Annotated in this window: 18 protein-coding genes, 1 pseudogene and 1 riboswitch; of the genes and pseudogenes, 13 read left to right on the forward strand and 6 right to left on the reverse strand. The window is 69.8% G+C overall.

The genetic code is table 11. From position 1 onward, the window contains the following. Positions 1–10: 10 nt before the first annotated feature. The 7 genes from CJ179_RS22855 to CJ179_RS22885 are packed head-to-tail and all read left to right on the forward strand — an operon-like array spanning position 11 to position 7,115. Positions 11–1,252: an NAD(P)/FAD-dependent oxidoreductase gene (locus tag CJ179_RS22855; RefSeq protein ID WP_095862973.1), complete on the forward strand. Its 1,242-nt coding sequence runs from the start codon at positions 11–13 to the stop codon at positions 1,250–1,252. Then, the gene (locus CJ179_RS22860) at positions 1,249–2,691 is read left to right on the forward strand and encodes an aldehyde dehydrogenase family protein (protein ID WP_095862974.1); all 1,443 of its coding nucleotides are present in this window, start codon (positions 1,249–1,251) and stop codon (positions 2,689–2,691) included. The genes CJ179_RS22855 and CJ179_RS22860 overlap by 4 nt, the downstream gene beginning before the upstream one ends. Before the next feature lie 29 nt (positions 2,692–2,720). After that, positions 2,721–3,083: a non-heme iron oxygenase ferredoxin subunit gene (locus CJ179_RS22865; protein WP_072947327.1), complete on the forward strand. Its 363-nt coding sequence runs from the start codon at positions 2,721–2,723 to the stop codon at positions 3,081–3,083. Further along, positions 3,080–4,672 carry a gamma-glutamyltransferase family protein gene (locus CJ179_RS22870; protein WP_095862975.1) on the forward strand — a complete coding sequence of 531 codons (1,593 nt, stop codon included), beginning with the start codon at positions 3,080–3,082 and terminating at the stop codon, positions 4,670–4,672. Before CJ179_RS22865 ends, CJ179_RS22870 begins: the two co-directional genes overlap by 4 nt. Beyond that, the gene (locus CJ179_RS22875) at positions 4,665–5,096 is read left to right on the forward strand and encodes a RidA family protein (RefSeq protein ID WP_095862976.1); all 432 of its coding nucleotides are present in this window, start codon (positions 4,665–4,667) and stop codon (positions 5,094–5,096) included. The genes CJ179_RS22870 and CJ179_RS22875 overlap by 8 nt, the downstream gene beginning before the upstream one ends. 40 nt (positions 5,097–5,136) lie before the next feature. After that, a complete protein-coding gene (locus CJ179_RS22880) occupies positions 5,137–5,784 on the forward strand; it encodes a GntR family transcriptional regulator (protein ID WP_095862977.1) in 648 nt (215 codons plus the stop codon). After that, a complete protein-coding gene (locus tag CJ179_RS22885) occupies positions 5,781–7,115 on the forward strand; it encodes an MFS transporter (protein WP_095862978.1) in 1,335 nt (444 codons plus the stop codon). Before CJ179_RS22880 ends, CJ179_RS22885 begins: the two co-directional genes overlap by 4 nt. On the opposite strand, the gene CJ179_RS22890 is transcribed toward CJ179_RS22885, so the two are convergent. Both CJ179_RS22890 and CJ179_RS22895 read right to left on the reverse strand, forming a co-directional pair. After that, positions 7,046–8,344 carry a M1 family metallopeptidase gene (locus CJ179_RS22890; RefSeq protein WP_072947393.1) on the reverse strand — a complete coding sequence of 433 codons (1,299 nt, stop codon included), beginning with the start codon at positions 8,342–8,344 and terminating at the stop codon, positions 7,046–7,048. The two genes, CJ179_RS22885 and CJ179_RS22890, sit on opposite strands and share 70 nt — an antisense overlap. 14 nt (positions 8,345–8,358) lie before the next feature. Beyond that, positions 8,359–12,249 carry a Pls/PosA family non-ribosomal peptide synthetase gene (locus CJ179_RS22895; protein ID WP_095862979.1) on the reverse strand — a complete coding sequence of 1,297 codons (3,891 nt, stop codon included), beginning with the start codon at positions 12,247–12,249 and terminating at the stop codon, positions 8,359–8,361. A 219-nt stretch (positions 12,250–12,468) separates the two neighbouring features. Between CJ179_RS22895 and CJ179_RS22900 the strand changes: the two genes are divergently transcribed. Together CJ179_RS22900 and CJ179_RS22905 are read left to right on the forward strand one after the other, a co-directional pair. Beyond that, entirely contained in the window at positions 12,469–13,170 is a 702-nt protein-coding gene (locus tag CJ179_RS22900; RefSeq protein ID WP_095862980.1) for a YciI family protein, read from the forward strand. After that, complete coding sequence (locus tag CJ179_RS22905; protein ID WP_095862981.1) at positions 13,170–14,423, forward strand: RNA polymerase sigma factor; 1,254 nt, start codon at positions 13,170–13,172, stop codon at positions 14,421–14,423. The genes CJ179_RS22900 and CJ179_RS22905 overlap by 1 nt, the downstream gene beginning before the upstream one ends. Here the strand turns inward: CJ179_RS22905 and CJ179_RS22910 are convergent. Genes CJ179_RS22910 through CJ179_RS22925 form a run of 4 tightly spaced genes read right to left on the reverse strand, consistent with a single transcriptional unit; the run spans position 14,402 to position 18,553 of the window. Further along, positions 14,402–15,427, reverse strand: a complete 1,026-nt coding sequence (locus CJ179_RS22910) for an agmatine/peptidylarginine deiminase (protein WP_072947335.1) — start codon at positions 15,425–15,427, stop codon at positions 14,402–14,404. The two genes, CJ179_RS22905 and CJ179_RS22910, sit on opposite strands and share 22 nt — an antisense overlap. After that, a complete protein-coding gene (locus tag CJ179_RS22915) occupies positions 15,424–16,422 on the reverse strand; it encodes a nitrilase-related carbon-nitrogen hydrolase (RefSeq protein WP_095862982.1) in 999 nt (332 codons plus the stop codon). Before CJ179_RS22915 ends, CJ179_RS22910 begins: the two co-directional genes overlap by 4 nt. Further along, the gene (locus CJ179_RS22920) at positions 16,419–17,045 is read right to left on the reverse strand and encodes a TetR/AcrR family transcriptional regulator (protein ID WP_072947337.1); all 627 of its coding nucleotides are present in this window, start codon (positions 17,043–17,045) and stop codon (positions 16,419–16,421) included. The genes CJ179_RS22915 and CJ179_RS22920 overlap by 4 nt, the downstream gene beginning before the upstream one ends. 26 nt (positions 17,046–17,071) lie before the next feature. Beyond that, the gene (locus tag CJ179_RS22925) at positions 17,072–18,553 is read right to left on the reverse strand and encodes a cytosine permease (protein WP_087559826.1); all 1,482 of its coding nucleotides are present in this window, start codon (positions 18,551–18,553) and stop codon (positions 17,072–17,074) included. Between the two features lie 309 nt (positions 18,554–18,862). On the opposite strand from CJ179_RS22925, the pseudogene CJ179_RS22930 reads away from it, so the two are divergent. The 4 genes and pseudogenes from CJ179_RS22930 to CJ179_RS22940 all read left to right on the forward strand — a co-directional run. Beyond that, positions 18,863–19,528, forward strand: a pseudogene (locus tag CJ179_RS22930) (mammalian cell entry protein); the annotation flags it as partial. A gap of 79 nt (positions 19,529–19,607) precedes the next feature. After that, a riboswitch (SAM riboswitch) is annotated at positions 19,608–19,722 on the forward strand. A gap of 51 nt (positions 19,723–19,773) precedes the next feature. Further along, on the forward strand, positions 19,774–21,069 hold the full coding sequence (locus CJ179_RS22935; RefSeq protein WP_095862983.1) for an aminotransferase class V-fold PLP-dependent enzyme: 1,296 nt from the start codon (positions 19,774–19,776) through the stop codon (positions 21,067–21,069). 28 nt (positions 21,070–21,097) lie between these two features. Then, a complete protein-coding gene (locus CJ179_RS54065; RefSeq protein ID WP_369325290.1) occupies positions 21,098–21,166 on the forward strand; it encodes a putative leader peptide in 69 nt (22 codons plus the stop codon). Between the two features lie 55 nt (positions 21,167–21,221). Next, positions 21,222–21,848, forward strand: a complete 627-nt coding sequence (locus CJ179_RS22940) for a hypothetical protein (RefSeq protein ID WP_072947341.1) — start codon at positions 21,222–21,224, stop codon at positions 21,846–21,848. Positions 21,849–21,852: the final 4 nt, after the last annotated feature.

Here is a 21,852-nt window from a genome sequence, read left to right on the forward strand (position 1 = left end):
GAGTGACACCATGACGCTGAACACCATCGTCACCATCGGTGCCGGCCAGACCGCCGCCGTCGCGGCGCGCACCCTGCGGCGCCGAGGGTTCGACGGCAGGATCCTCCTCGTCGGCGACGAGCCGCACGCGCCGTATCAGCGCCCACCGCTGTCCAAGGAATTCCTCGCCGGGCAGGAGGACCGCGAATCGTTGATGCTCCTGCCCGACGCATGGCGAGACCAGCAGAACGTCGAACTCCTCACCGGCACGACGGTGACGCGGATCGACGCGAGCGGCGGATCGGTCGAACTGTCCGACGGGCGGAGCATCGCGGCCGATGCCGTCCTCGTCGCGACCGGCGGCAGGCCGCGCACGATGCCGGTGACCGGCCCCGCACCGGAACGGGTGCACTACCTGAGGACGATCGACGACGCCGAACGGCTCGCCGCCCAGCTTCGCCCCGGCGTTCGACTGGTGCTGATCGGCGGCGGTTTCGTCGGACTCGAAATTGCTGCCACCGCGCGAACTCTCGGGGCGGAGGTGACGGTCCTCGAGGCGGACGCGGTGCCTCTCGCCCGGATTCTCGGGCCCGAGATGGGCGACATCTGCACGCGGTTGCAGCGCGAGAACGGCGTCACCGTACGCGGCGGCGTCCGGGTCGACGCCGTGACGACCCGGCCGGACGGCGTGCTCATCGCGCTCGAGGGCGGAGACGTGATTGAGGCCGACGTCGTGCTGGTCGGGATCGGGATCGTCCCCAACGTCGAGGTCGCGCAGGCCTCCGGACTGGCCGTCGACGGCGGAATCCTCGTGGATGCGCAGGGGCGGACGTCGATTCCGCACGTGTACGCCGCCGGCGACGTGGCGGCCCGATTCTCCGACGCGGCAGGCAGACACGTTCGCGTCGAACACTTCGACAACGCGAGCAAGCAGGGGGCCGCGACGGCGAACCTGATGCTCGGACGCGTCGGGGCCGTGGACCCCGCGCACTGGTTCTGGTCCGATCAGTTCGGCAAGAACATCCAGTTCACCGGCGCCGCCACCTACACGGACCTGGTATTCCGCGGCAATGCCGACAGCGGCGAATTCGCCGCCTTCTATCTGGACCGCGGCGTCGTGCGCGGCGCCTTCACGCTCGACCGCGGCGAGGAGATCGGCGCGGCCAGGGAACTGATCGGCCGGGCGATCGCACCGGCCCGGTTGGCGGACGAGAGCGTCGACCTGTTCGACCTGATGGACGAGGACGACGAGGAATTGGTGACGGTGTCATGATCGAGGGACTCAATTTGATCGACGGGCAGTGGGTTCCGTCGTTCTCGGGCGAGGTGTTCGAGCGGCGCAACCCCGCCGACCACCACGACGTGATCGGCGTGTTCCCCGATTCCACCGAGGCGGACGTGGATGCCGCCGTGGGCGCGCTGGCCAAGGCGGCGCCGCAGTGGGCCGCGACGCCCCCGGAACGCCGCGCGGCGATTCTGGAAGGTGCCGCCGCGCACCTCGAGACGCGGGCAGCCGAACTCGTCGACGAACTCGTTCGAGAGGAGGGCAAGACCCGGGCGGAGGCGACGATGGAAGTCGGCCGCACTCCGATGAACCTGCGCTTCTACGCGGGTGAGGCGCTCCGGACCACCGGCAGCACGTATCCCACCCCGGGCGAGGGACTGGTCATCACCCTGCGCGAACCCGTCGGCATCGTCGGCGCGATCACCCCATGGAACTTCCCGCTCAACATCCCGTCACGCAAACTGGGACCGGCCCTCGCCGCGGGAAATGTCGTGGTGTTCAAACCGTCCGAGTTGACGCCGCTGATGGGACAGCGGCTGGTCGAGGCACTGCTGGCCGGGGGGCTTCCGGCCGGGGCCGTCGCTCTGGTCCAGGGCTCCGGCCGCGCCGGCGCCGCAATCGCGGCGGACGAGCGCGTCGACGCCGTGACGTTCACCGGCTCCACCGGCGTGGGCCGCGCGATCCACGCGGCGGTGGGTCCGTCGCGCCGGAGTCAACTCGAGATGGGCGGCAAGAATCCCGTCGTCGTCCTCGACGACGCAGACGTGGACAAGGCGGCAGCGCTGATCGTCAAGGGCGCCTTCGGGTTGTCCGGGCAGGCCTGCACGGGCACCAGTCGGGTGATCGCGGTGGACTCGATCCACGACCGGTTGCTGGACCGCGTGGTGGAACTCGCCGGCGAGATCACCGTCGGGCCGGGCGCGGACCCGGGGGTGGGGATGGGTGCTCTCGCGAGCGCGGGGCAGCTCGCCAAGTTCCTCGAGTACGTGCAGATTGGCCGTGACGAAGGCGCCGAACTGGTCTGTGGCGGAACCAGTCTCGACAGCGAGAACGGCTATTTCGCCGTCCCGACCGTGTTCGCCGGAGGCAGCCCGGACATGCGGGTGGTGACGGAAGAGGTGTTCGGACCACTGCTGGTATTCTTGCGGGCCGCCGGCTTCGACGAGGCGGTCGCACTCGCGAACGACACCGAATTCGGGCTCAGCGCCGGAATCGTCACCAACGACGTGACCAGGGCGCTCGCGTTCGCAGGCCGTTCCGAATCGGGCCTGGTGAAGATCAACCAGCCCACCACCGGCATGAGCATGAACGCGCCGTTCGGCGGGTACAAGGCGTCGAGCACGCAGACCCACAAGGAACAGGCGGGGGACTCGATGATGCAGTTCTACCAAGCCGAAAAGACCGTCTACCTCAGCCCTTCGGCCTGAGACCGACCTGTCGACAGAGGGAGAAGACCATGGAATTCACTCGCGTTGCGCGCTCCGGACAGGTTTCCGAAGGCATCGTGCGCCGCTTCTTCGCCGGTGACCACGAGTTCGCCGTGGCCCGCCTGAACGGGAAGGCCTACGCCACGTCCAACTACTGCACGCACCTGGACTGCCTGCTCTCGTCCGGGAAACTCGTGGACGACGGCATCGGATGTTCCTGCCACGGAAGCGTGTTCGACCTCGAGACCGGTGAGCCCGTGTGCCCGCCGGCGACGGTGGCCATCAAGACCTATCCCGTAGAGGAACGTGACGGCGAGATCTTCGTCGGCATCGACCCGGACGACATGAGCTCCATTCCGCGCCGGCGGGCCGCGCGGGGGTGCATGAAGTGAACCCTCGACCGTCCACCCTCTCCACCGACGGCATGGTCTCGTCCAGTCATCCCGCGGCGAGCACGGTCGGTGCGCGCGTACTCGCCGACGGCGGCAACGCGATCGACGCGACACTGGCCATGGCCGCGATGACCTGGCTGACGTTGCCCGGCCAGTGCGGGATCGGCGGCGACGCGTTCGCCGTCGTCCGCGAACCCGACGGAACGGTGTGGACGGTCGGGGGCAGCGGCTTCGGGCCCGACGGCGCCGACGTGGACTTCTACACCGAACGCGGGCTGCGGTCGGTTCCCCTCGACGGGGCGCTGGCGGTGGCGGTTCCCGGAGCGCCCGCCGCCCTCGCCGCACTCCACGCGGGTGGGGCCACCCGCTCGCTGGGGGATCTCTGGGCGCCGGCGGTCCGCGCGGCCGAGAAGGGGCTGCCCTGCTCGGCCAAGACTCGCGACGACGTGCGGGAGGCGCAGGCCGCGATCGCCGCCGACCCCGGACTGCGTGCCGTGTATCTGCCGGGCGGGCGGTTACCGCAGGTCGGGGAGTTGCTGCCGCAGCGCGATCTGGCCGGATTCCTCCGTCAACTGGCGCGCGACGTGCACGGTTTCTACACCGGCTCGTTCGCTCGGCGGGCCGTCGACGCGCTCCGCGCCGGAGGGGCGCCGTTCGGCGGGGACGAGTGGGAGGCAGGCGCCGACGTGCGACCGGAGTCCGCGATCAGCGGCCACTACGCCGGCGCGGTCGTGCACCAGACGCCGTTGCCCACACCCGGATGGATGGTGCTGCAGCAGGCAGCGCTGAATGATGGCGTCGTCGGCTTCTCCCCGTGGCTGACCGCTCCGGCCGTCGACCGCATGGCGAGAGCGGCGCGCCTGGCGTTCGAGGATCGGCTCGCGACCTGCGGCGCCGGCAACGACGGGTGGCAGGCGGTCCTCGAGCCGGCCGCGGTCGGGTCGGCGCGGGACCGGCTGGACGGTCACCGGGCGTCGTCGGGAGCCTTCAGTGTGAGCGCGGGAGACACCACCTCCACCGTCGCGGTGGACGCCGACGGCCGTGCCGTCAGTTTCATCCACTCCCTCGCCTTCACGTTCGGCGCCAAGATGACCGTCCCCGGCACCGGGGTGGTGCTGAACAACCGATACGGCCGCGGGGCCTACCTGATCCCGGGACATCCGAACGCCGCGGCGCCGCGGCGCAAGCCGCTGCACACCCTCAACGCGTGGGTCGTCACCGACACGTCCGGGAATCTGCTGCACGTCGGCAACACCCCGGGCGGGGACGGGCAGGTGCAGTGGAACATGCAACTGATCTCGCACCTGCTCGACCACGGACTCGACCCGGCGGAGGCCGTCGCGGCCCCCCGCTTCACGGTCTTCCCCGGCAGCGACGCCGACGTGGTCGGCCGCCCGGCGGAACTGCGCTGCGAGTCCCGTATCCCGGAGAAGGTGCGTGCCGAGTTGGAGCGGCTGGGTCACGACGTCGCGGTGCAGGGGCCGTGGGCGGCAGGCGGCAGCGCTCAGATCATCTCCGTCGACACCGCACGCGGACTGCTGTCCGGTGCCGCCGACCCTCGTCAGGAAGGGATAGCGCTCGGTGTCTGAGCCGGAATCCGTCCCGCGGCCGCAGGGCCGCTACATCCCCGCCGTCGTGCACGACGGGATCGCGTACAGCGCGGGGATGACACCGCGCCGCGACGGGGTGCTGACCGTGGCCGGTGTCGTCGGACGAGACCTGGACATTCCGCGGGCCCGGGAGGCGGCCGGGTTGGCGGCGAGAAACGCGATCGCCGCCGTCGCCGCGGCCGTCGGTGGCACGGCCGCCATCTCCCGATGCCTGCGGATGAGCGTCTTCGTCGCGTGTGCCCCGGACTTCCGCGAGCTGTCCGCGGTGGCCGACGGTGCATCCGACGTGCTGGTCGAATGCCTGGGACCCGGCGCGCTGCCGGTGCGCAGCGCGATCGGCGTGTACGCCCTGCCGTCCGGCGCGCCCGTGGAGATAGAGCTCACAGTGGCCGTCTCGGCATAGACCCGTCCTCGGCTCAGGAGTATAAATACATCTTGTGTCTATGTTGTATTCCGCCGCGGAGCAGGCCTATCGCGAGGTCAAGGAACTCATCCTGTCGGGCGGCCTGCCCGGCGGTGAGCTGATCAGCGAGGGCGAGATCGCCGGACGGATGGGGCTCAGCCGCACCCCGGTGCGCGAGGCCTTCCTCCGGCTCGAGGCCGAGGGCTGGATGCGGCTGTACCCGAAGCGGGGCGCGCTCGTCGTGCCCGTCGCGGACGGCGAGGCGGAACACGTGGTCGACGCCCGCCAACTCGTCGAGACACACAGCGTCCGGGTGCTCGCCGATCAGCCGCACGCCCGCCAACTCCTCGTCGCCCGCCTGCGCGAGAACCTCGCGGAGCAGCGCGAGATCGCCGCACGAGGCGACGTCGCGGCCTTCAGCGCCGCCGACGCCGACTTCCACCGGATGATCGTCGAGGCGGGCGAGAACCCGCTGCTCGCGACGTTCTACTCCAGCATCCGCGAGCGCCAGCGCCGGATGACGGCACACTCCATCACCCGCGACCCGGGACAGCTGCCCAGGATCATCGCCGACCACGAACAGCTGACGGAACTCGTCGAGGCCGGTGACGCCGCCGGCTTCGACGCCGCGGTGCTCGTCCACATGCGCCAGGTCCACGCCCTCAACCCGAGAGGAGTTGCGCGATGACCGCCGTCCGCGAATACCCGACGGAGATGCCGCAGGCCCTCGCGTCGCCGCGCGCCTGGATGCTGGTGGCCGCGACCATGTTCGCCGTCGCCTGGGGTGGCAACGAGTTCACGCCGCTGCTCGGGATGTACCGCGCCGATCACGGATTCTCACCGGTCACGGTCGACCTGTTCCTGTTCGCCTACGTCGTCGGGATCGTGCCCGCCCTGCTCCTCGGCGGACCACTGTCCGACCGGCTGGGACGACGGCCGATCCTGCTCCCCGCGCCGTTCCTGACGGTCGCCGGCTCCGCACTCCTGGCCCTCGGCGCCGACTCCGCGGCGATGCTCATCGTCGGCCGCGTCCTGTGCGGCGTCGCGCTCGGCCTCGGCATGGCCGTCGGCGGCAGCTGGGTGAAGGAGTTGTCGACCCCGCCGTGGGATCCCGCGGCCGCGGACGGTGCGGGTGCGCGGCGGGCCGCGATGAGCCTGACGGGTGGGTTCGGCCTGGGTGCCGGTGTCGCCGGGTTTCTCGCGCAGTGGGCGCCGCTGCCGAGCGTCCTGTCCTACGCCGTGCACAGTGCGATCGCCGTCGCCGCAGCCGTCGCGCTGTGGCGGGCCCCCGAGACCCGCGCGGCCCAGCCCGTCTCCGAACGAGTCTCCCTCGCCCGCGACCTCGCGATCCCGTCCGCCGCGCACAAGCGGTTCCTGTTCGTGATCGTGCCGCTCGCGCCGTGGGTGTTCGGCACGGCGGCCGCCGCCTACGCGGTGCTCCCGTCGCTGATGTCCCGGAACACCGGTGGGCTGCCGCTCGCGTTCTCCGCGCTCATGTGCATGGTCGGCCTCGGGGCGGGTTTCGCCATCCAGGCTCTCGGCCGCAAGATCGACACTCCCCGGAACGCGCGGGCCGTCGTGGTCTCGCTCGTTGTCGTCGTCGCCGGAATGGGTGTCGCGGTGGTCGCGGCGTCCGCGCTGACCGTCCCGCTCGCGCTCGCCGCGGCCGTCGTGCTCGGCTGCGGATACGGCATGGCGATGGTGTCGGGACTGCAGGAGATCCAGCGGATCGCGGGCCCGGACGACCTCGCCGGACTGACCGCGGTCTTCTACTCGCTGACGTATCTGGGGTTCGGGACACCCGTCGTGATGGCGTACCTGTCCGAGACGTTCCCGGCGGTGACGTACCCGAGAATGTTCGTGTTCGGGGCGGTCGCGGCCGTCGGCTGCCTCGCGCTCGCCCTCACGAAGTGGCGCGCGCACCTGCCGAATTCGGAAGCGGCGTCAGATCACATCGACGGCAGCGTCTTCTCCCCGAGCCACGAATCCCACAGCAGGCGCAGCGATTCGTCGGTGTAGTGGGCGGCCAGATCGGTGAACTGCTCGCTCGTGACGGTGGAGTGGCGATGGGCCAGGGTCCACTCGCGCAGCAACGCGAAGAACTTGTCGTCGCCGAGCCGGCGCCGCAGCGCGTGGAGCGTGAGCGCGCCGCGCTTGTAGACGCGGTCGTCGAACATCAGCTGCGGTCCCGGATCGGCGATCATCAGGTCCTGTGGTTTACGGGCCAGGCCCTGATGCGCCTGCAGGGCGAGTTGGTGCGCCGAATGTCCACCGGAATTCTCCGACCAGATCCACTCGGCGTAACAGGCGAAGCCTTCGTGCAACCAGATGTCCCGCCACTGGCCGAGCGTCAGGCTGTTGCCGAACCATTGGTGGGCCAGTTCGTGCGCCACCAGACGCTCGGCCCAGCGCCTGCCGGTGCAATGGTTGGCGCCGAAGATGGACAGTCCCTGCGCCTCGAGCGGGATCTCCAACTCGTCGTCCGTCACGACCACCGTGTAGTCGGCGAACGGGTAGGGGCCGAACAACCGGGAGAACACGTCCATCATCTGGGGCTGTCGGCCGAAGTCCACGTCGAACGACGCTCGTAGCCGCGGCGGGTGGACGGCGAACATGGGAACACCACCGGAACCGAACCTGCGGCGCTCGTACGGCCCGATTTGGATGGTGGCGAGGTAACTCGGCATCGGCTCGGTCTGCTCGTACACCCACGTCGTCTGACTGGCCCGGGTCTGTTTGCTCACCAGCGCGCCGTTGGCCACCGTGTAGTACGGCGAATCGGTCGTGATCGCGATGCGGTAGCTGGCTTTCGAGCTGGGATGGTCGTCGCACGGGAACCAGGACGCCGCCCCGTTGGGCTGACTGGCGACGAGGGCGCCCTCGGACAATTCCTCCCACCCGACCTCACCCCACATGCTGCGGATCGGTTTCGGCGAACCCCCGTACTGGATGGTGAGCACGAGAGCGCCGCCCGGGGGGATCTTCTGCGCGGGCGTGATGATCAGCTTGCCGTTGCGGTGCAGCCACTTCGTGTTGCGGGAACCGTTGGCCGCGACCTTCGTGACGTGCATGCCGGCCGCCAGGTCCAGGGCGAACCGGGAACGTACCGCGGTCGTGACCGCGGTGATCGTGGCCTTGCCCGTCAGCCGGTTGCTGTGGACCTTGTAGGTGAGGTCGAGTTCGTACCGGGACACCCGGTATCCACGGTTGCCGTTTTGGGGGAGGTACGGGTCGACCGGCTCGTCCATCCCCTTGTCGGACTTCACGTGGCCGCCCAGGGGGCGATCGGGTTCCCCTGCCACCGCGTGGACGGCGGCACGGAGTCGCCGCGCATGACGAGGGAGGCCGGTCCGACCGTGCCGCCTTCGCCGATCCGGGCGGCGGGCAGCGCGACACAGTGCGGCCCGAGGGTGGCTCCGGCTCCGAGGATGACGGTGTCCATGGACATGATCCGATCATGGAACAGGTGAGTCTGCACCACGCACCCCCGTTCCACGGTCGCCCCGTCGCCCAGCGTCACGAGATCGGCCTCGGGGAGCCAGTAGGTTTCACACCACACCCCCTTGCCGATGGTGGCGCCGAGGCCGCGCAACCAGACGTTCAGCACTGCGGTGCCGGTGGCGGCGCGCGCGAACCAGGGTGCGGCGACGGTCTCCACGAACGCGTCCGACACCTCGTTCCGCCACACGAACGAACTCCACAGCGGGTGTTCGATCTTGCCGATCCGACCCACCACCAGCCACTTCGCGATGACGGAGATCAGTCCGGCGGCCGCACCCGCGACGAGGAGCACGAGCCCGCTGGCCAGCGCCGCGAGCCAGAAACCGACGCGGCCGGCCATCACCTCCACCGCGAACAGCACGCCGAGCCCGATCCCGAACGTCACCATCACGGGAAGGAGACGGCACGTTTCGACGACGGCACGAGCGACCTTGAGCCGGAACGGCGGACGGAACGTGCGGGAGGCGTCGGTGTCGCCGGGCGCCCGGCGGAGGCGGACAGGCGGACTGCCCAGCCAGGAGGAACCGGATTTCGCCTTCGACGGCGTGGCCGACAGCACGGCGACGAGACCGTTCTTGGGGACCCGCCTACCCGGGCCGGTCATCCCGGAGTTGCCGAGGAACGCGCGCTTGCCGACCTTCGCGTGCTCGATGTGCATCCAGCCGCCGCCGAGTTCGTAACTCGCGATCATCGTGTCGTCGGCGAGGAACGCGCCGTCCGCCACGGTCGTGAACTTCGGCAGCATGAGGACGGTCGACGCTTCCACGTTCTTGCCGATCCGGGCGCCGAGCAACCGCAGCCAACCCGGTGTCAGCAGGCTCGCGTACAGCGGGAACAGGAACGTGCGGGCCGAATCCATGAGCCGTTCGGTGGCCCACACCTGCCAGCCGATGCGACTACGGACCGGGTGGTAGCCCTCGCGCAACCTGATCGACAGCAGCCGGACGGACACGACCGTGAGGACGGCGAACACGGCGAGGCTGACGAGCGTCGCGACGGGGAGGATCACCAGCGACTGGAGTGCGGCCGCCCCGACCGTTGCCGCGTCGCGGATCCACCACCCGACGACCACGATGCCTGCGACGAGGGCGAAGATCGGCAGTCCGGCGATGAGCATGGACGTCACGCCGAACGCGGGAACCCAGTAGGCCGCGCGGCGCGGGGTCCCTTCCGGCCACGGGTGGACCGCCTTGCCGACCTTGACCGCCGGTGAACCGGCCCAGTGCTGATTGGCCTTGACGCGTCCGAACACGGCGGAACCGGCCTCGACTTCGGCGTTACGTCCGATGGTGGCGCCGGGCAGCAGCGTCGATCGCGCGCCGACCGAGGCGCCGGGGCCGATCTTGATCCCGCCGATGTGCACGACGTCGCCGTCCACCCAGTGCCCGGACAGGTCGACCTCCGGTTCGACGGAGCAGCCGTCGCCGAGTTCGAGCATGCCGGTGACCGGCGGCAGGGTGTGCAGGTCGACGCCCTTGCCGACGTCGGCGCCGAGCGCCCGCGCGTAGTAGAGCATCCACGGGGCCCCGGACAGGTTCGCGGCGCCGCTGGCCTCGGTGAGGCGCAGTGCCACCCACAGTCGCAGGTGTTCGCTGCCGCCGCGGGGGTACGTTCCCGGCTCGAGCCCGCGCAGCAGGATCCGTGAACCGAGCACCGAGATGGCCATCCGGCCGACCGGGCTGATGAACGCGAAGAACGCGAGCAGAATCCACCACCACGACACCGTCGGCGCCCAGGACACGGTCGTGAACCAGGAGAAGACGTTGTTCGCGATCGCCAGCCACGTCACCCACTGCAGACCGGTGAGCGTGGTGAGCGGGACCGTGGCCGCGATCTGCGCGAGCTGGCTTCGCCGCGGAGTCGGGGTGACGATGCGGGGTTCGGCGGCGTCGATCGGCGCCAGCTCGTCGAGGTATTCGGCGAGGGAACCGAGCCGCGGATGATCGTAGAGTTGCGCGACAGTCACTTCGGGGAACCGTTCGCGCAGCGCCGTGACCAGCTGGGCGGCGGAGAGGGAACCACCGCCGAGTTCGAAGAAGTCGTCGTCGGTTCCGGTGATCTCGGCGCCCAGAATCGACGTCCACAACTCGGCGACCCACGCCGGTGTGCCCTCGAGGCCCAGCTTCTCCGCGGCGTCGTCGACGCCCGGCGGCGGCCAGGGAAGGGCGTTGCGATCGACCTTCCCCGACGTGCGGGTGGGGAGTTCGTCGACCAGCACCAGCCGCGGGACCAGCGCGGCCGGAAGCTGGCCGGTGAGCGCGGTGTGCGCGGCCTTGAGGTCGAAGTCGGGGTTGGTGCTGGCCAGGTAGCCGACGAGGATCTGGTGACCGGCGCCGGTCCGGCGCACGGCCGCGGCGGCGCCGCCGACGCCGGGGAGGTTCTGCAGCGCGTTGTCGACCTCGCCCAGCTCGATCCGCCTGCCGCCGAGTTTCACCTGGTCGTCGGCGCGGCCCTGGAACAGGAGCCCGCGGCGGTCGAGGCGGACCAGGTCGCCGCTCCGGTAGGCCCGATCCCAGCCGAGCGTCGGCATCGGGGCGTACTTCTCGGCGTCCTTCGCCGGGTCGAGGTACCGGGCCAGGCCGACACCGCCGATGACCAGTTCGCCGACCTCGCCCTCGGGTACGGGTTCGCCGGATCCGTCGACGACGGCGAGGTCCCAGCCGTCCAGCGGGAGGCCGATGCTGACCGGGCTCCGACCGTCCATCAGGGCGCCGCAGGCCACGACCGTCGCCTCGGTGGGCCCGTACGTGTTCCACACCTCGCGACCGTCGACGGCGAGGCGTTCGGCCAGTTCGGGTGGGCAGGCCTCGCCGCCGAAGATCAGCAGGCGCACGGCCTCGAGGGCCTCGGCGGGCCACAGCGACGCCAGGGTCGGCACCGTCGAGACGATGCTGACGTCGCGGGCGACGAGCCACGGGCCGAGGTCCATGCCGCTGCGCACCAGCGACCGGGGTGCGGGAACCAGGCAGGCGCCGTGACGCCATGCCAGCCACATCTCCTCGCAGGACGCGTCGAACGCCACCGACAGTCCGGCGAGCACCCGGTCGCCGGGCCGGATCGGGTCTTCCTGCAGAAACATCCGGGCCTCGGCGTCCACGAACGCTGCCGCGTTGCGATGGTTCACCGCGACACCCTTGGGGGTGCCGGTGGACCCGGAGGTGAAGATGATCCACGCGTCGTCGTCGACGGTCGGCGGGCGGGCGCTCGGCGCGTCGGCCCTGGCCGGTGCGGTGCCGGCCATGATCCCGGTACCGGTCACCACACACCGCACCTGCGCCTCGCCGAACACGAGTTCGGCGCGTTCTTCGGGGTCGTCCGCGTCGACCGGCACGTACGCGGCGCCGACGGCGAGCGTCGCCAGAATGGCGACGTACAGCGAGCACGACCCGGACGGCATGCGGATTCCGACACGATCGCCGGCCCCGACTCCCGATCCGGCGAGGACGTCGGCGGTCTGCCGGATCTCCTCGAGCAGTTCCTGGTACGTCAGCGACGTGGTGCCGTCGTCGATCGCGGGGGCCTCGGGGTTCGCCTCGGCCGTCGCGAACAGGATGTCGACGAGGGTGCGCGGCGCCGGTGCGAATTCACGGCGGAGGAATTCCCGGGGTATACGGAGCGACAGGTCCGAATCCGTCGGCGACTGGAGAGACAATCCAGGATTCCTTCTCTGAGCGGGTAGTGGTGCGTACGGCTCGTTATCTCACGATCAAGTGGCCAGATGGTGAACAGTTGGTGGTTGGCAGGCCTTCTTCGACCATTCTTCACCTGCTGTTGGAGGTTTCTCGCCGCGGATGTAGAAGTTCGCTACTTTTCTTCGTCGTCTGGTCAGAGGGAGCACCCGAGTTCCTTCGAACCGAGGAAGGATGACCCCATGTACTACCTGGCATTGCTGGCGGACGAGAAGAACGCCACCGAATGGGCACCGGACAGTCCGGAGTTCGCGGTGGCCGTTGCGCGCCATCAGGCGTTCACGGAGAGAGCGGGCTCCGCGATCGTCGGAGGTGGTGCCTTGTATCCGAGCACGGCGGCGGCGACCATCCGGAACGAGGGCGGCCGCGCGCTGATCACGGACGGTCCGTTCGCGGAGACCGTGGAGGTGATCGGTGGTTTCTACGTTCTCGAGGGACCGGACCTGGACGAGGTGCTGAATGTCGCGCGGCACATCCCCGAGGCGATCATCGAGTTGTGGCCGATGTTCGAGTGGATGCCCGTGACCGATCAGAAAGGCTGCTGGATGGCGCTGCTCCGCGAACCGGTGGCGGCTGCGGTGGCGCCGGGCACACCCCAGTGGGACGAGGGGATGGCCGAGCACGAGAAGTTCGGTCGCCTCGCCGGGTCCGCGGTGCATGGTGGCGGAGCCCTGTATCCGCCGGACTCCGCGACGACGATCCGCGTCCGAGACGGCGAACTTCTGCTCACCGACGGCCCCTTCGCCGAGACCACCGAGGTCGCGAACGGTCTGTACGTGCTCGCAGCCGACGACCGGGAGAGCGCGATCGCGTTGTCGGCGAAGATCCCGGTGTCGCCGAAAGGCTGCATCGAACTCCGGCAGATCGTCGACTTCGCCGAGTAATGGACGGCGACACGCTGAGCCGCGTCTTTCGGGAGGAGTCCGGTCGGGCGCTGGCCACCGTGGCTCGGATGGTCGGTGACCTGTCCCTCGCGGAAGACGCGGTGCAGGAGGCGTTCGCCGAGGCGATCCGCAGCTGGCCGGATTCGGGTGTGCCGAACAACCCGGGGGCCTGGATCACGACCGTCGCCCGCAACCGGGCACTGGACCGGTTACGCAGGGAGTCGCTGCGCGGCGACAAGGAGCACGATGCGGCGAGGCTCGTTCCGCCTCCGGACGAGGAAGAGGTGTGGCCGGTGCGTGACGACCAGTTGCGGCTCATGTTCACGTGCTGCCATCCCGCGCTGTCCTCGGAGTCGCAGGTGGCGTTGACGCTCCGGCTGGTGGCCGGGCTGAGGCCTGCGGAGATCGCCCGGTTGTTCCTCGCCCCGGAACCGACCGTGTCCCAACGGCTCAGCCGCGCCAAGGCCAAGATCCGGACGGCCGGGATCCCGTTCCGGGTTCCGCCCGACCATCTGCTTCCCGAGCGCACCCCGCAGGTGCTCGCCTGCATCTACCTGGTGTTCACCGAGGGGTATTCGGCCACGTCCGGTGACGCCGCGATCCGGGACGAACTCTGCGACGAGGCGCTGCGGCTCGGCCGGTTGCTGTGCGAGCTGATGCCGGACGAGGGTGAGGCGTGGGCGTTGATGGCGCTCATGCTGTTCCACGACAGCAGGCGGACCCAGCGCACCGACGACGCCGGTGACCTCGTCCCGCTCGAGTGCCAGGATCGCAGGCGGTGGGACCGGGCGAAGATCGAGGAAGGCGTCGTGTGCCTGCGGGCCGCCCGGCGCCGGGGAGGCGGTCCGTACAGCGCGCAGGCCGCGATTGCCGCCGCCCACGCGACGGCGCCGAACTGGGAAGCCACCGACTGGGATGCCGTCGTCTCCGGATACGACGATCTCGCCGCGTACGGTGACTCACCCTCGGTCCGTCTCAATCACGCTGTCGCCGTGAGTTTCCGTGACGGTCCCGACGCCGGCCTCGCCGAGGTGGACGCGCTCGTCGGGGAACCGAGGCTGGCCCGGACGCACACCCTGCACGCCACCCGCGCCGACCTGCTGCGCCGAGCAGGCAGGCCGGCGGAGGCGAGCGTGGAATACCGCGCCGCGATCGCACTGGCGGCGAACGAACCGACCCGGCGTTTCCTGACCCGACGGCTCACGGAAGTGGACGGCGAAACCGGTGCCCGTCAGATCCGCCCGCGCGGCTGATGCTGGGTGATGCAGTGGATGCCGCCGCCCCGCGCGAAGATCTGCCGGGCATCGACGGTGACGACGCGACGACCCGGGTAGACGCTCGACAGGATGTCGCGGGCGAGGGCGTCGTGGGGGTCGTCGAAGCCGCACGCGATGACGCCGCCGTTGACGACGAGGTGATTGATGTAGCTGTAGTCGACCCACCCCTCCTCGTCACGCAGGACCGTCGGCGCGGGCACCTCGACGATCCGCCACGGCGCACCGGACCGGTCACGGCTGTCGGACAGCACCTTCAGGATCTCGGCGGTCACCTCGTGGTCGGGGTGGGACGGGTCGCGCTGGCAGTGCACCAGGACCACCCCGGGTGCGGGAAGCGCCGCGACGATGTCGACGTGCCCCTTGGTGCCGAACTTCTCGGAATCCCGCGTCAGGCCGCGCGGCAGCCAGACGACGTGCTCGGCGCCGATCGTGCGCGCGAGTTCCGCCTCGACCCCGGCCGCGTCCAGGCCGGGGTTGCGCAGTGGGTCCAGTTGCACCGTTTCGGTGACGAACACGGTTCCGTGGCCGTCCACCTGAATTCCGCCGCCTTCGTTGACCATCGACGATGGGACCGGCCGGGCGCCCGACCACGCCGTGACGGCCGCGCCGATGGAGCGGTCGTGGTCCCAGGTGGCCCACTCCTGCTGTCCCCAGCCGTTGAACACCCAGTCGACGGCACCGAGGCGGTCCTCCTCGTCGAGGACGAACGTGGGACCGATGTCGCGCATCCAGGCGTCGTCGAGGGGCGCCTCGACCACGTCGATGTCCGGGGACAGGTACTGCCGGGCGACGTTCCTGTCTGCCGGATCGACGACCATGGTGACCGGTTCGAATTCGGCGACCGCGTGGGCGGCGGCCGCCCACGCGGTCCGCGCCTCGTGGGCGTCGTCCGCCGTCGCGGTCATCGACGCCCCGAGAGGCGGGAACGCCATCCAGACCCGCTCCTGAGGTTCCGTCTCGCTGGGCATCCGCCAGGTCATGACCGGGTCTCCGCGGCGGCGACCGTCGACGGAAGACCGTAGGGGTGCTCGTGGTCGACGGCGTCCGTCAGCCGGGTGTACGTGTCCGGCCTACGGGTGGTCAGGAACGGGAAGAGGTCGAGCCAGTCCTTGCGCTGGTCGAGGTCGAGGTCGGCCACGAGGACCGCTTCCTCGTCGCGGGGAGCGGACACCAGCACTCGGCCGTACGGGTCGGAGATGAACGAGGAACCGTAGAAGTCGATGCCGCCCTCGTTGCCGCAACGGTTCGGGACAACCATGAATGTGCCACTGGTGATGCCGTTTCCGACGATCACGTGCTGCCAGATCGGCTGCGTGTCGAACGCCGGGAAGCTCGGCTCGGACCCGATCGCGGTGGGGTAGACCAGGATCTCCGCGCCGGCGAGCGAGTACATCCGCGCCACCTCGGGGAACCATTCGTCCCAGCACGTCGGCAGTCCGAGGGCGGCGCCGCCCAGTTCGGCAGGCCGGTAGACGGGATAGGCGTCGTCGGCGGGGCCGCCGCGGAAGTAGGTGTCCTCGTAGTATCCGGCGCTGACGGGGATGTGCAGCTTGCGTGTCCGGGACAGCAGTTCACCGGACGGGGACACGAGGATGGCGGTGTTGAAACCGAGACCGTCGGGGCCGTCGGCTCGTTCGTAGAGGGAGGCATGCACGCATACCTGGTGGCGGGCAGCGGCGGCGGCCGCGAAACTGTATGTCGGTCCGGTCGTGAGGTCCTCGGCGTCGCGCCCGGGTCTCCCGGTCGCGCGGGTGTCGGCGGGGTACTTCGATAGCGTGAGTTCCGGCAGGAACACCACTGCCGCGCCGAGGGCGGCCGCCTCACCGATCGCGTCGGTCAACCCGGTGCGCAATGCGTCCGCGTCGGCGAGCCAGCGGTGCTGCACCAACCCGACCCGCAGCGGAGTGCGGGCGGACGCCGTGGAACGTGCGGGGGAGGAGGGTGCGGGCAGCGCGGTGATCGTGCGGATGGTCATCGTTTTTCCTTCGTTCTGGTGGTGACGGGGTTGTCGGTGGTGCGGTTGGGGGGCTCGGACATCACGACGTCGATCGCGCCGAGCAGGTGGGAGCGGGCGTCCTCGGTGGAGATCTCCTTGCAGAGCCACCGCCCGGACAGTCCTTCGACGAGGGCGGTCATCGTGACCGCGGTGCGCCGGGGGTCGAGGGAGGGGGAGATCTCGCCGGTGGCCTGCGCCTGCGTGATCGCGTCGGCGATCTCGGCAACCCACGCGGCGGTGGTCCGCGCGAGGGGCTCCCGCAGCGCCTCCTCGTACACGGCGGAGGCGCGTAACTCGTTCCAGGCCAGCGAGTTCTCCACGACCTCGGGGCGGTCCTGGATCTCGCCGAGGAGCGAGCGGGTGAGCCGGTCGCGTGCGGAGTCCGCGGACCCCTCGCCCTCGCTGCGGTAGTCGCGGGCACGGTCGTTGATGTAGTTCAGGGCGGCCTCGAGCAGGCCGATGCGATCCTTGAAGTGGTAGTACAGCAGTCCCGGCGAGACGCCCGCGACCTCCGCGACATCGTTGACGCGCAGCCCGCGGATACCTCGCTGGGCAATCGCCGTCGCGCTGGCCTTCAGAATCGCGTCGCGTCGCTCGCTCATCGGAATCTCCTTCGGTTCGTGTCGTGCTAGGACGACGGCGCCTCGACCGGGGCCACGTGTTCGGGCCACAGTCGCAGCGCGACGAGGTAGCCGGCCACGGCGATGACCGATGATCCGATCAGACTGACATCGACACCGTGCGCGATGTCGGCAAGAGGCCCGGAGTACAGCGACGTGTCGACCGCGAGCAGGCCGAACAGCGATCCTGCGGCCCAGGGGATGACGGCGCGAAGGTTCCAGCCGCCGGTGAACCAGTACCGCCCGCCCTTCCGGCCCAGGTTGAACACCTGGAGATCGACGGCGTCGTACTGCCCTCGCCGCGCAACCAGGAAGCCGGCGACGTTGATCGCGACCCACGGCGCGGCGAAACCGTTGAGCACCAACGTCATCGCCGTGATCGAATCGACGGCGTCGACGACGAAGACACCGATGTAGAGCAGGGCCACCGCGAGCGCCGACGTGATCAGCGTCGTGTGGACGCGGCGTAACCGGGGGATCAGCGCCTCCAGGTCGAGTCCGCTGGCGTAGACGTTGAGGACGCCCTGGCCGAGTCCGCCCGCGAGGGCGACGAGGACGATCGGCAGCACGTACCAGCCGGGAGCCTCCGCCACCAGGTCGGCGACGTAGGAGTCGCTCAGCGTGGTGAACGTCGACGCGGTGAACGAACCGAATGCCGCGGTCAGGAACAGTCCGAAGAAGATGCCGGCCATGGTGGCCGCGACGATCGAACGGTCGCTGAACCGCACCCGGGAGATCCGCCTGCTGTAGTCGCCGAGCGTCGGGGCGTAGGACAGCGGACCGCCGACGGCGAGGACCACGGCCAGAATCCAGGTCGGCCAGAAACCGCCGAGCAGGTAGTCGCCGCTGCCCGCGCCGCCGTCGAAGTGGCCACCGAACGCGAAGACCCCCAGCAAGAGTAGTGCGGCGACGACGGGCAGCACGAACTTCTGGAGCGCGACCACCGTGCCGTGGCCGAACAGTGCGACGGCCACGATCTCGGCGGCGATGATGCCGTAGCCGAGGGCGAGCATGCCGTTGTCGACCGGTGTGCCGAACAGGCGGTGGGCGGCGGCGATCAGTGCGTCCCCCGACGTCCAGACCGCGATCGCCGCGTACGCGAGGGCGAAGAGGAGGGTGAGCCCGGAGCCGATCATCCGTCCGCTCACGCCGAAGTGCGCACCACTCGACACGGTGTTGTTCGTGCCGGTGCGCGGTCCCAGGAGTGACAGGGGAGCGATGAGGAGCGTTCCGAGCCCGATGCCGATCGCGCTGGCCGCCAGCGCGCTGCCGAAGCTGAGCCCGAATGTGATGGGGAGCCAGCCGAACACGATCACGGAGAACGCCAGATTGCCGCCGAAGAACACCGCGAGCATGTTGAGCGGTCGCGAATCGCGTTCCGATTCGGGGATGTACTCCACGCCGATCGTCTCGACGTGGCCGAACCGGTCCTCCGGCGGGGAGGGAGCGGTGTCGTCGAGGGGCGTCGTCGGGTCGAGATTCGTGGACACTGCGGACCTCACATTCGGGGCGGAGGTGACCGGTATCACGTCCTGTTGGCTACCGAACATATTACAAACTGAAAATTCAGTCAAGACCAGACGGTGACGTGCGCCACCGCGGACTGTGCGGAGTTTGCGCTGCTCTGGCGACCGGACTAGCTATATGTGTGACCGTTCGTCTCATGTAGCTACCTGTCATCGGAGTGCCTGTGTCTGCGGCCGCCATCGCCAGTCGTCTCGTGAGCCGGCGCCGGCTCACCGCCGCGGGGGCGGTGCTCGACCGGTGCGACATCGAGGGCGCACGGTGAGGTCGCCGATGGTCCGGTGGCAGCTGATCGGCTTCGTTCTCGTCGCCCCCCGGGGGGCACGGCCAAGCCGATGCCCGTCGAGGAGTTACTCGCCAGCGCAAAGGGATTGACCAAATCCGCGCCGATCGACGCGCTCCACACCGTCGTGACGGAACTCGGCGCGGCATTCGACGGAAAGGGTGAAGACCTTCAGTCGCTGGCGGACCGGCTGCGCAGCAGCGACCCCGATGTCCGGCGGCTGATCGATAACGGAAATCCCGCGAGAAAGCAACTGGGGCAACTGGTCTCGGATGCGGGCCCCGGCATCACGACGAACCTCGCCACCCTGTCCGCCACGGCGAAGGTGATCTCCGTGCACCTGGGCCGGGTGGCCGAGGCGAACAACCCGCCGTCGTGCACCGTCGGGTAGGAGGGCACCCGGGCGATCCTCCGGGAGATGAAGCGCCAGGATCCGAACTTCGACGACACGCAGCAGGACTTCCCGCAGAACACCGCCGCCACCTGTGCGGCCCCGCAGGGCAGTCTCACCGGCGTCCGCAGCGCGAACCGGATCGTGTTCGGCGACCCCGCCACCGTTCAGCCGTGGGACTCCACGCCCAAGAAGGACCCGAACAAGCTGGACCTCAACCCGATTGCGAATCGGCTCGCCCCGCTGCTCGGAGTCACCCCCAACTGACGCGAGCGCCGAGCCCGGATCCCGGACCCTCCCGGTGTCGGGTTGACAACTGCGCGCCGATCCTGCAATCTTCGAAACAGGTCACGAGTACCAGCGTCAAGCCCCGGCTAGCTGGTCGGCAACCCTCCACCGCGGCGGGGTGCTCCGGGTGACGACCAGGCTGAGGTTCATACCGAACCCGGCAAGCGCGGACTCCGAGAGGGCACCGACCCTGCGACGAGTCCCTGACTACGAGGGATGTCGTGATGACTGCTGTATTGACCGCTGACGTGTGTGTTGCCCCCCTGGCTCAGGTTTCGGGTTCCGACCTGCGGGTTCCGCTCGTTCAGGGCGGCGACTGCACCTACGTGAACTTCGACTACGCGGCCAGTGCGCCGGCGTTGGCGCAGGTGACGGACCGTATCGGGGCCCTGCTTCCGACGTACTCCAGCGTGCACCGCGGCGCCGGTTACGCCTCGCGGGTGTCGACCGAGTGCTACGAGAACGCCCGCGACTCGGTGGCCCGGTTCGTCGGAGCGTGCGACGACCAGGTGGTGGTGTTCACCCGCAACACCACCGACTCGCTGAACCTGCTCGCCGGCTGCGTTCCCGGCAGCACCGTCGTCCTCGACATCGAACACCACGCGAACCTGCTGCCGTGGAAGGACTCTCGCGTCGTGCGGGCGGCGGACACGCTGGCCGAAACCGTCCGGCTGCTCGTCGCCGAACTGTGCTCCAAGCCCACCGCCCTGCTCGCGGTGACGGGGGCGTCCAACGTCACCGGTGAGGTGCTGCCGATCGCCGCCCTCGCCGAGGTGGCGCATCGTTGCGGCGCACGGATTCTCGTCGACGCCGCTCAGCTCGCACCGCACCGCCGCATCGACGTCGAGGAGTGGGGTGTCGACTACCTCGCCTTCTCCGGGCACAAGCTGTACGCCCCGTTCGGCGCCGGCGTGCTCGTGGGCCGCCGGGACTGGCTCGACGCCGCCGAGCCCTACCTCGCGGGCGGCGGCGCGGTCCGGAACGTGACCGTCGAATCCACCCAGTGGGCGCCTGCCCCCGCCCGGCACGAGGCGGGAACCCCCAACGTGCTCGGCGCCGCTGCCCTCGCCGCCGCGTGCGATGCGCTGTCCGAACTCGACTTCGGCACGGTGGCCGAACACGAGGCGGCACTCACCGGCCGGCTGCTCGACGGCCTCGGCTCCGTCGACGGCCTGGAGTTCCTGCGGCTGTGGTCGGACGCCCCCGACACCGTGGGAATCGTGACGTTCACGATCGACGGTTTCGAGCCGGGGGAGATCGCCGCCTACCTGTCCGCCGAACACGGAATCGGAGTTCGCGACGGACGCTTCTGCGCACACCCGCTGCTCGGCCGCCTCGGCAAGCCCGACGGTGCCGTGCGGGTGAGCCTGGGTCTCGGAAGCTGCTCGGAGGACGTGGATCGGCTGGTCGACGCCGTGTGCACCCTGGTGGCGGGACGCCGGAACTGGGCCTACGCCAAGGAGAGCGGCCAGTGGAATCCGGTGCCCGAGACCCGCTTTTCGCGAGACGCGCTAGTATGACGGCATGGCATCGCAGGCTGGGAGCACAATGATTGCTCACTGGTGCCGTCGGCATGTCGATCTGTGCCGAACCGCCTCGGGTATGTGTTCGAGCTGACCGGTCTTCCCGCTCCGTTTCACTCACACGCACACGTCATTCCCGAGGAACCCTTATGTCTCGAGACAATGCCTTCGTTTCCCGTCCCCTTCGCGTCGCCGTCGAGCTGACCGGATCGGGACACCACCCGGCCGCCGAGGGCGCCGCAGGCACGCGGCCGATCAACGGTGCCGACTACTGGGTGGACCTGACCGCCGACTCGACGGATCAGCTCGACCTCACGTCGTTCCCGCCGAACGTCGTCCGGATCCGGGCCGCCGATCTGCGTGAGGCGCAGCAGGAGCGCGCGCGGATCCGTGCCGAGATCGTCGCCGACGGCCGCGACCCCGACAGCGTCACCGTCCTGGTGGACCTCGAGGTGCTCATCGCCGGAGAAGCCCGCGCCGCGCGCAAGGAACTGGCCCTCCTCGACAGTGCGCTGGACACACCGCGCACACCGGTGTCGTTGCAGTACATCGGAACTCCGGTCGGCCTCGCCGGCCTCATCGCCGACATCCAGGCGGCCGGCGTCGCCGACGGCGTGACCCTGCTCCCGCTGTCGCTGCCCAGGGTTCTCGAGCAGCTCGTCGACGGCACCCTCCCGTGGCTGGAGCAGCGGGGTCTCGTCACGTCCGCCGAAGCGGTGGACGAGGCGCTGCGCCGCTTCGACCTGCCCCGCGTCGAACGGGTGCTGGCGTCCTGACCAG

The sequence above is a fragment of the Rhodococcus sp. ACS1 genome (assembly GCF_002300155.1).
Classification (GTDB): domain Bacteria; phylum Actinomycetota; class Actinomycetes; order Mycobacteriales; family Mycobacteriaceae; genus Rhodococcus_F; species Rhodococcus_F koreensis.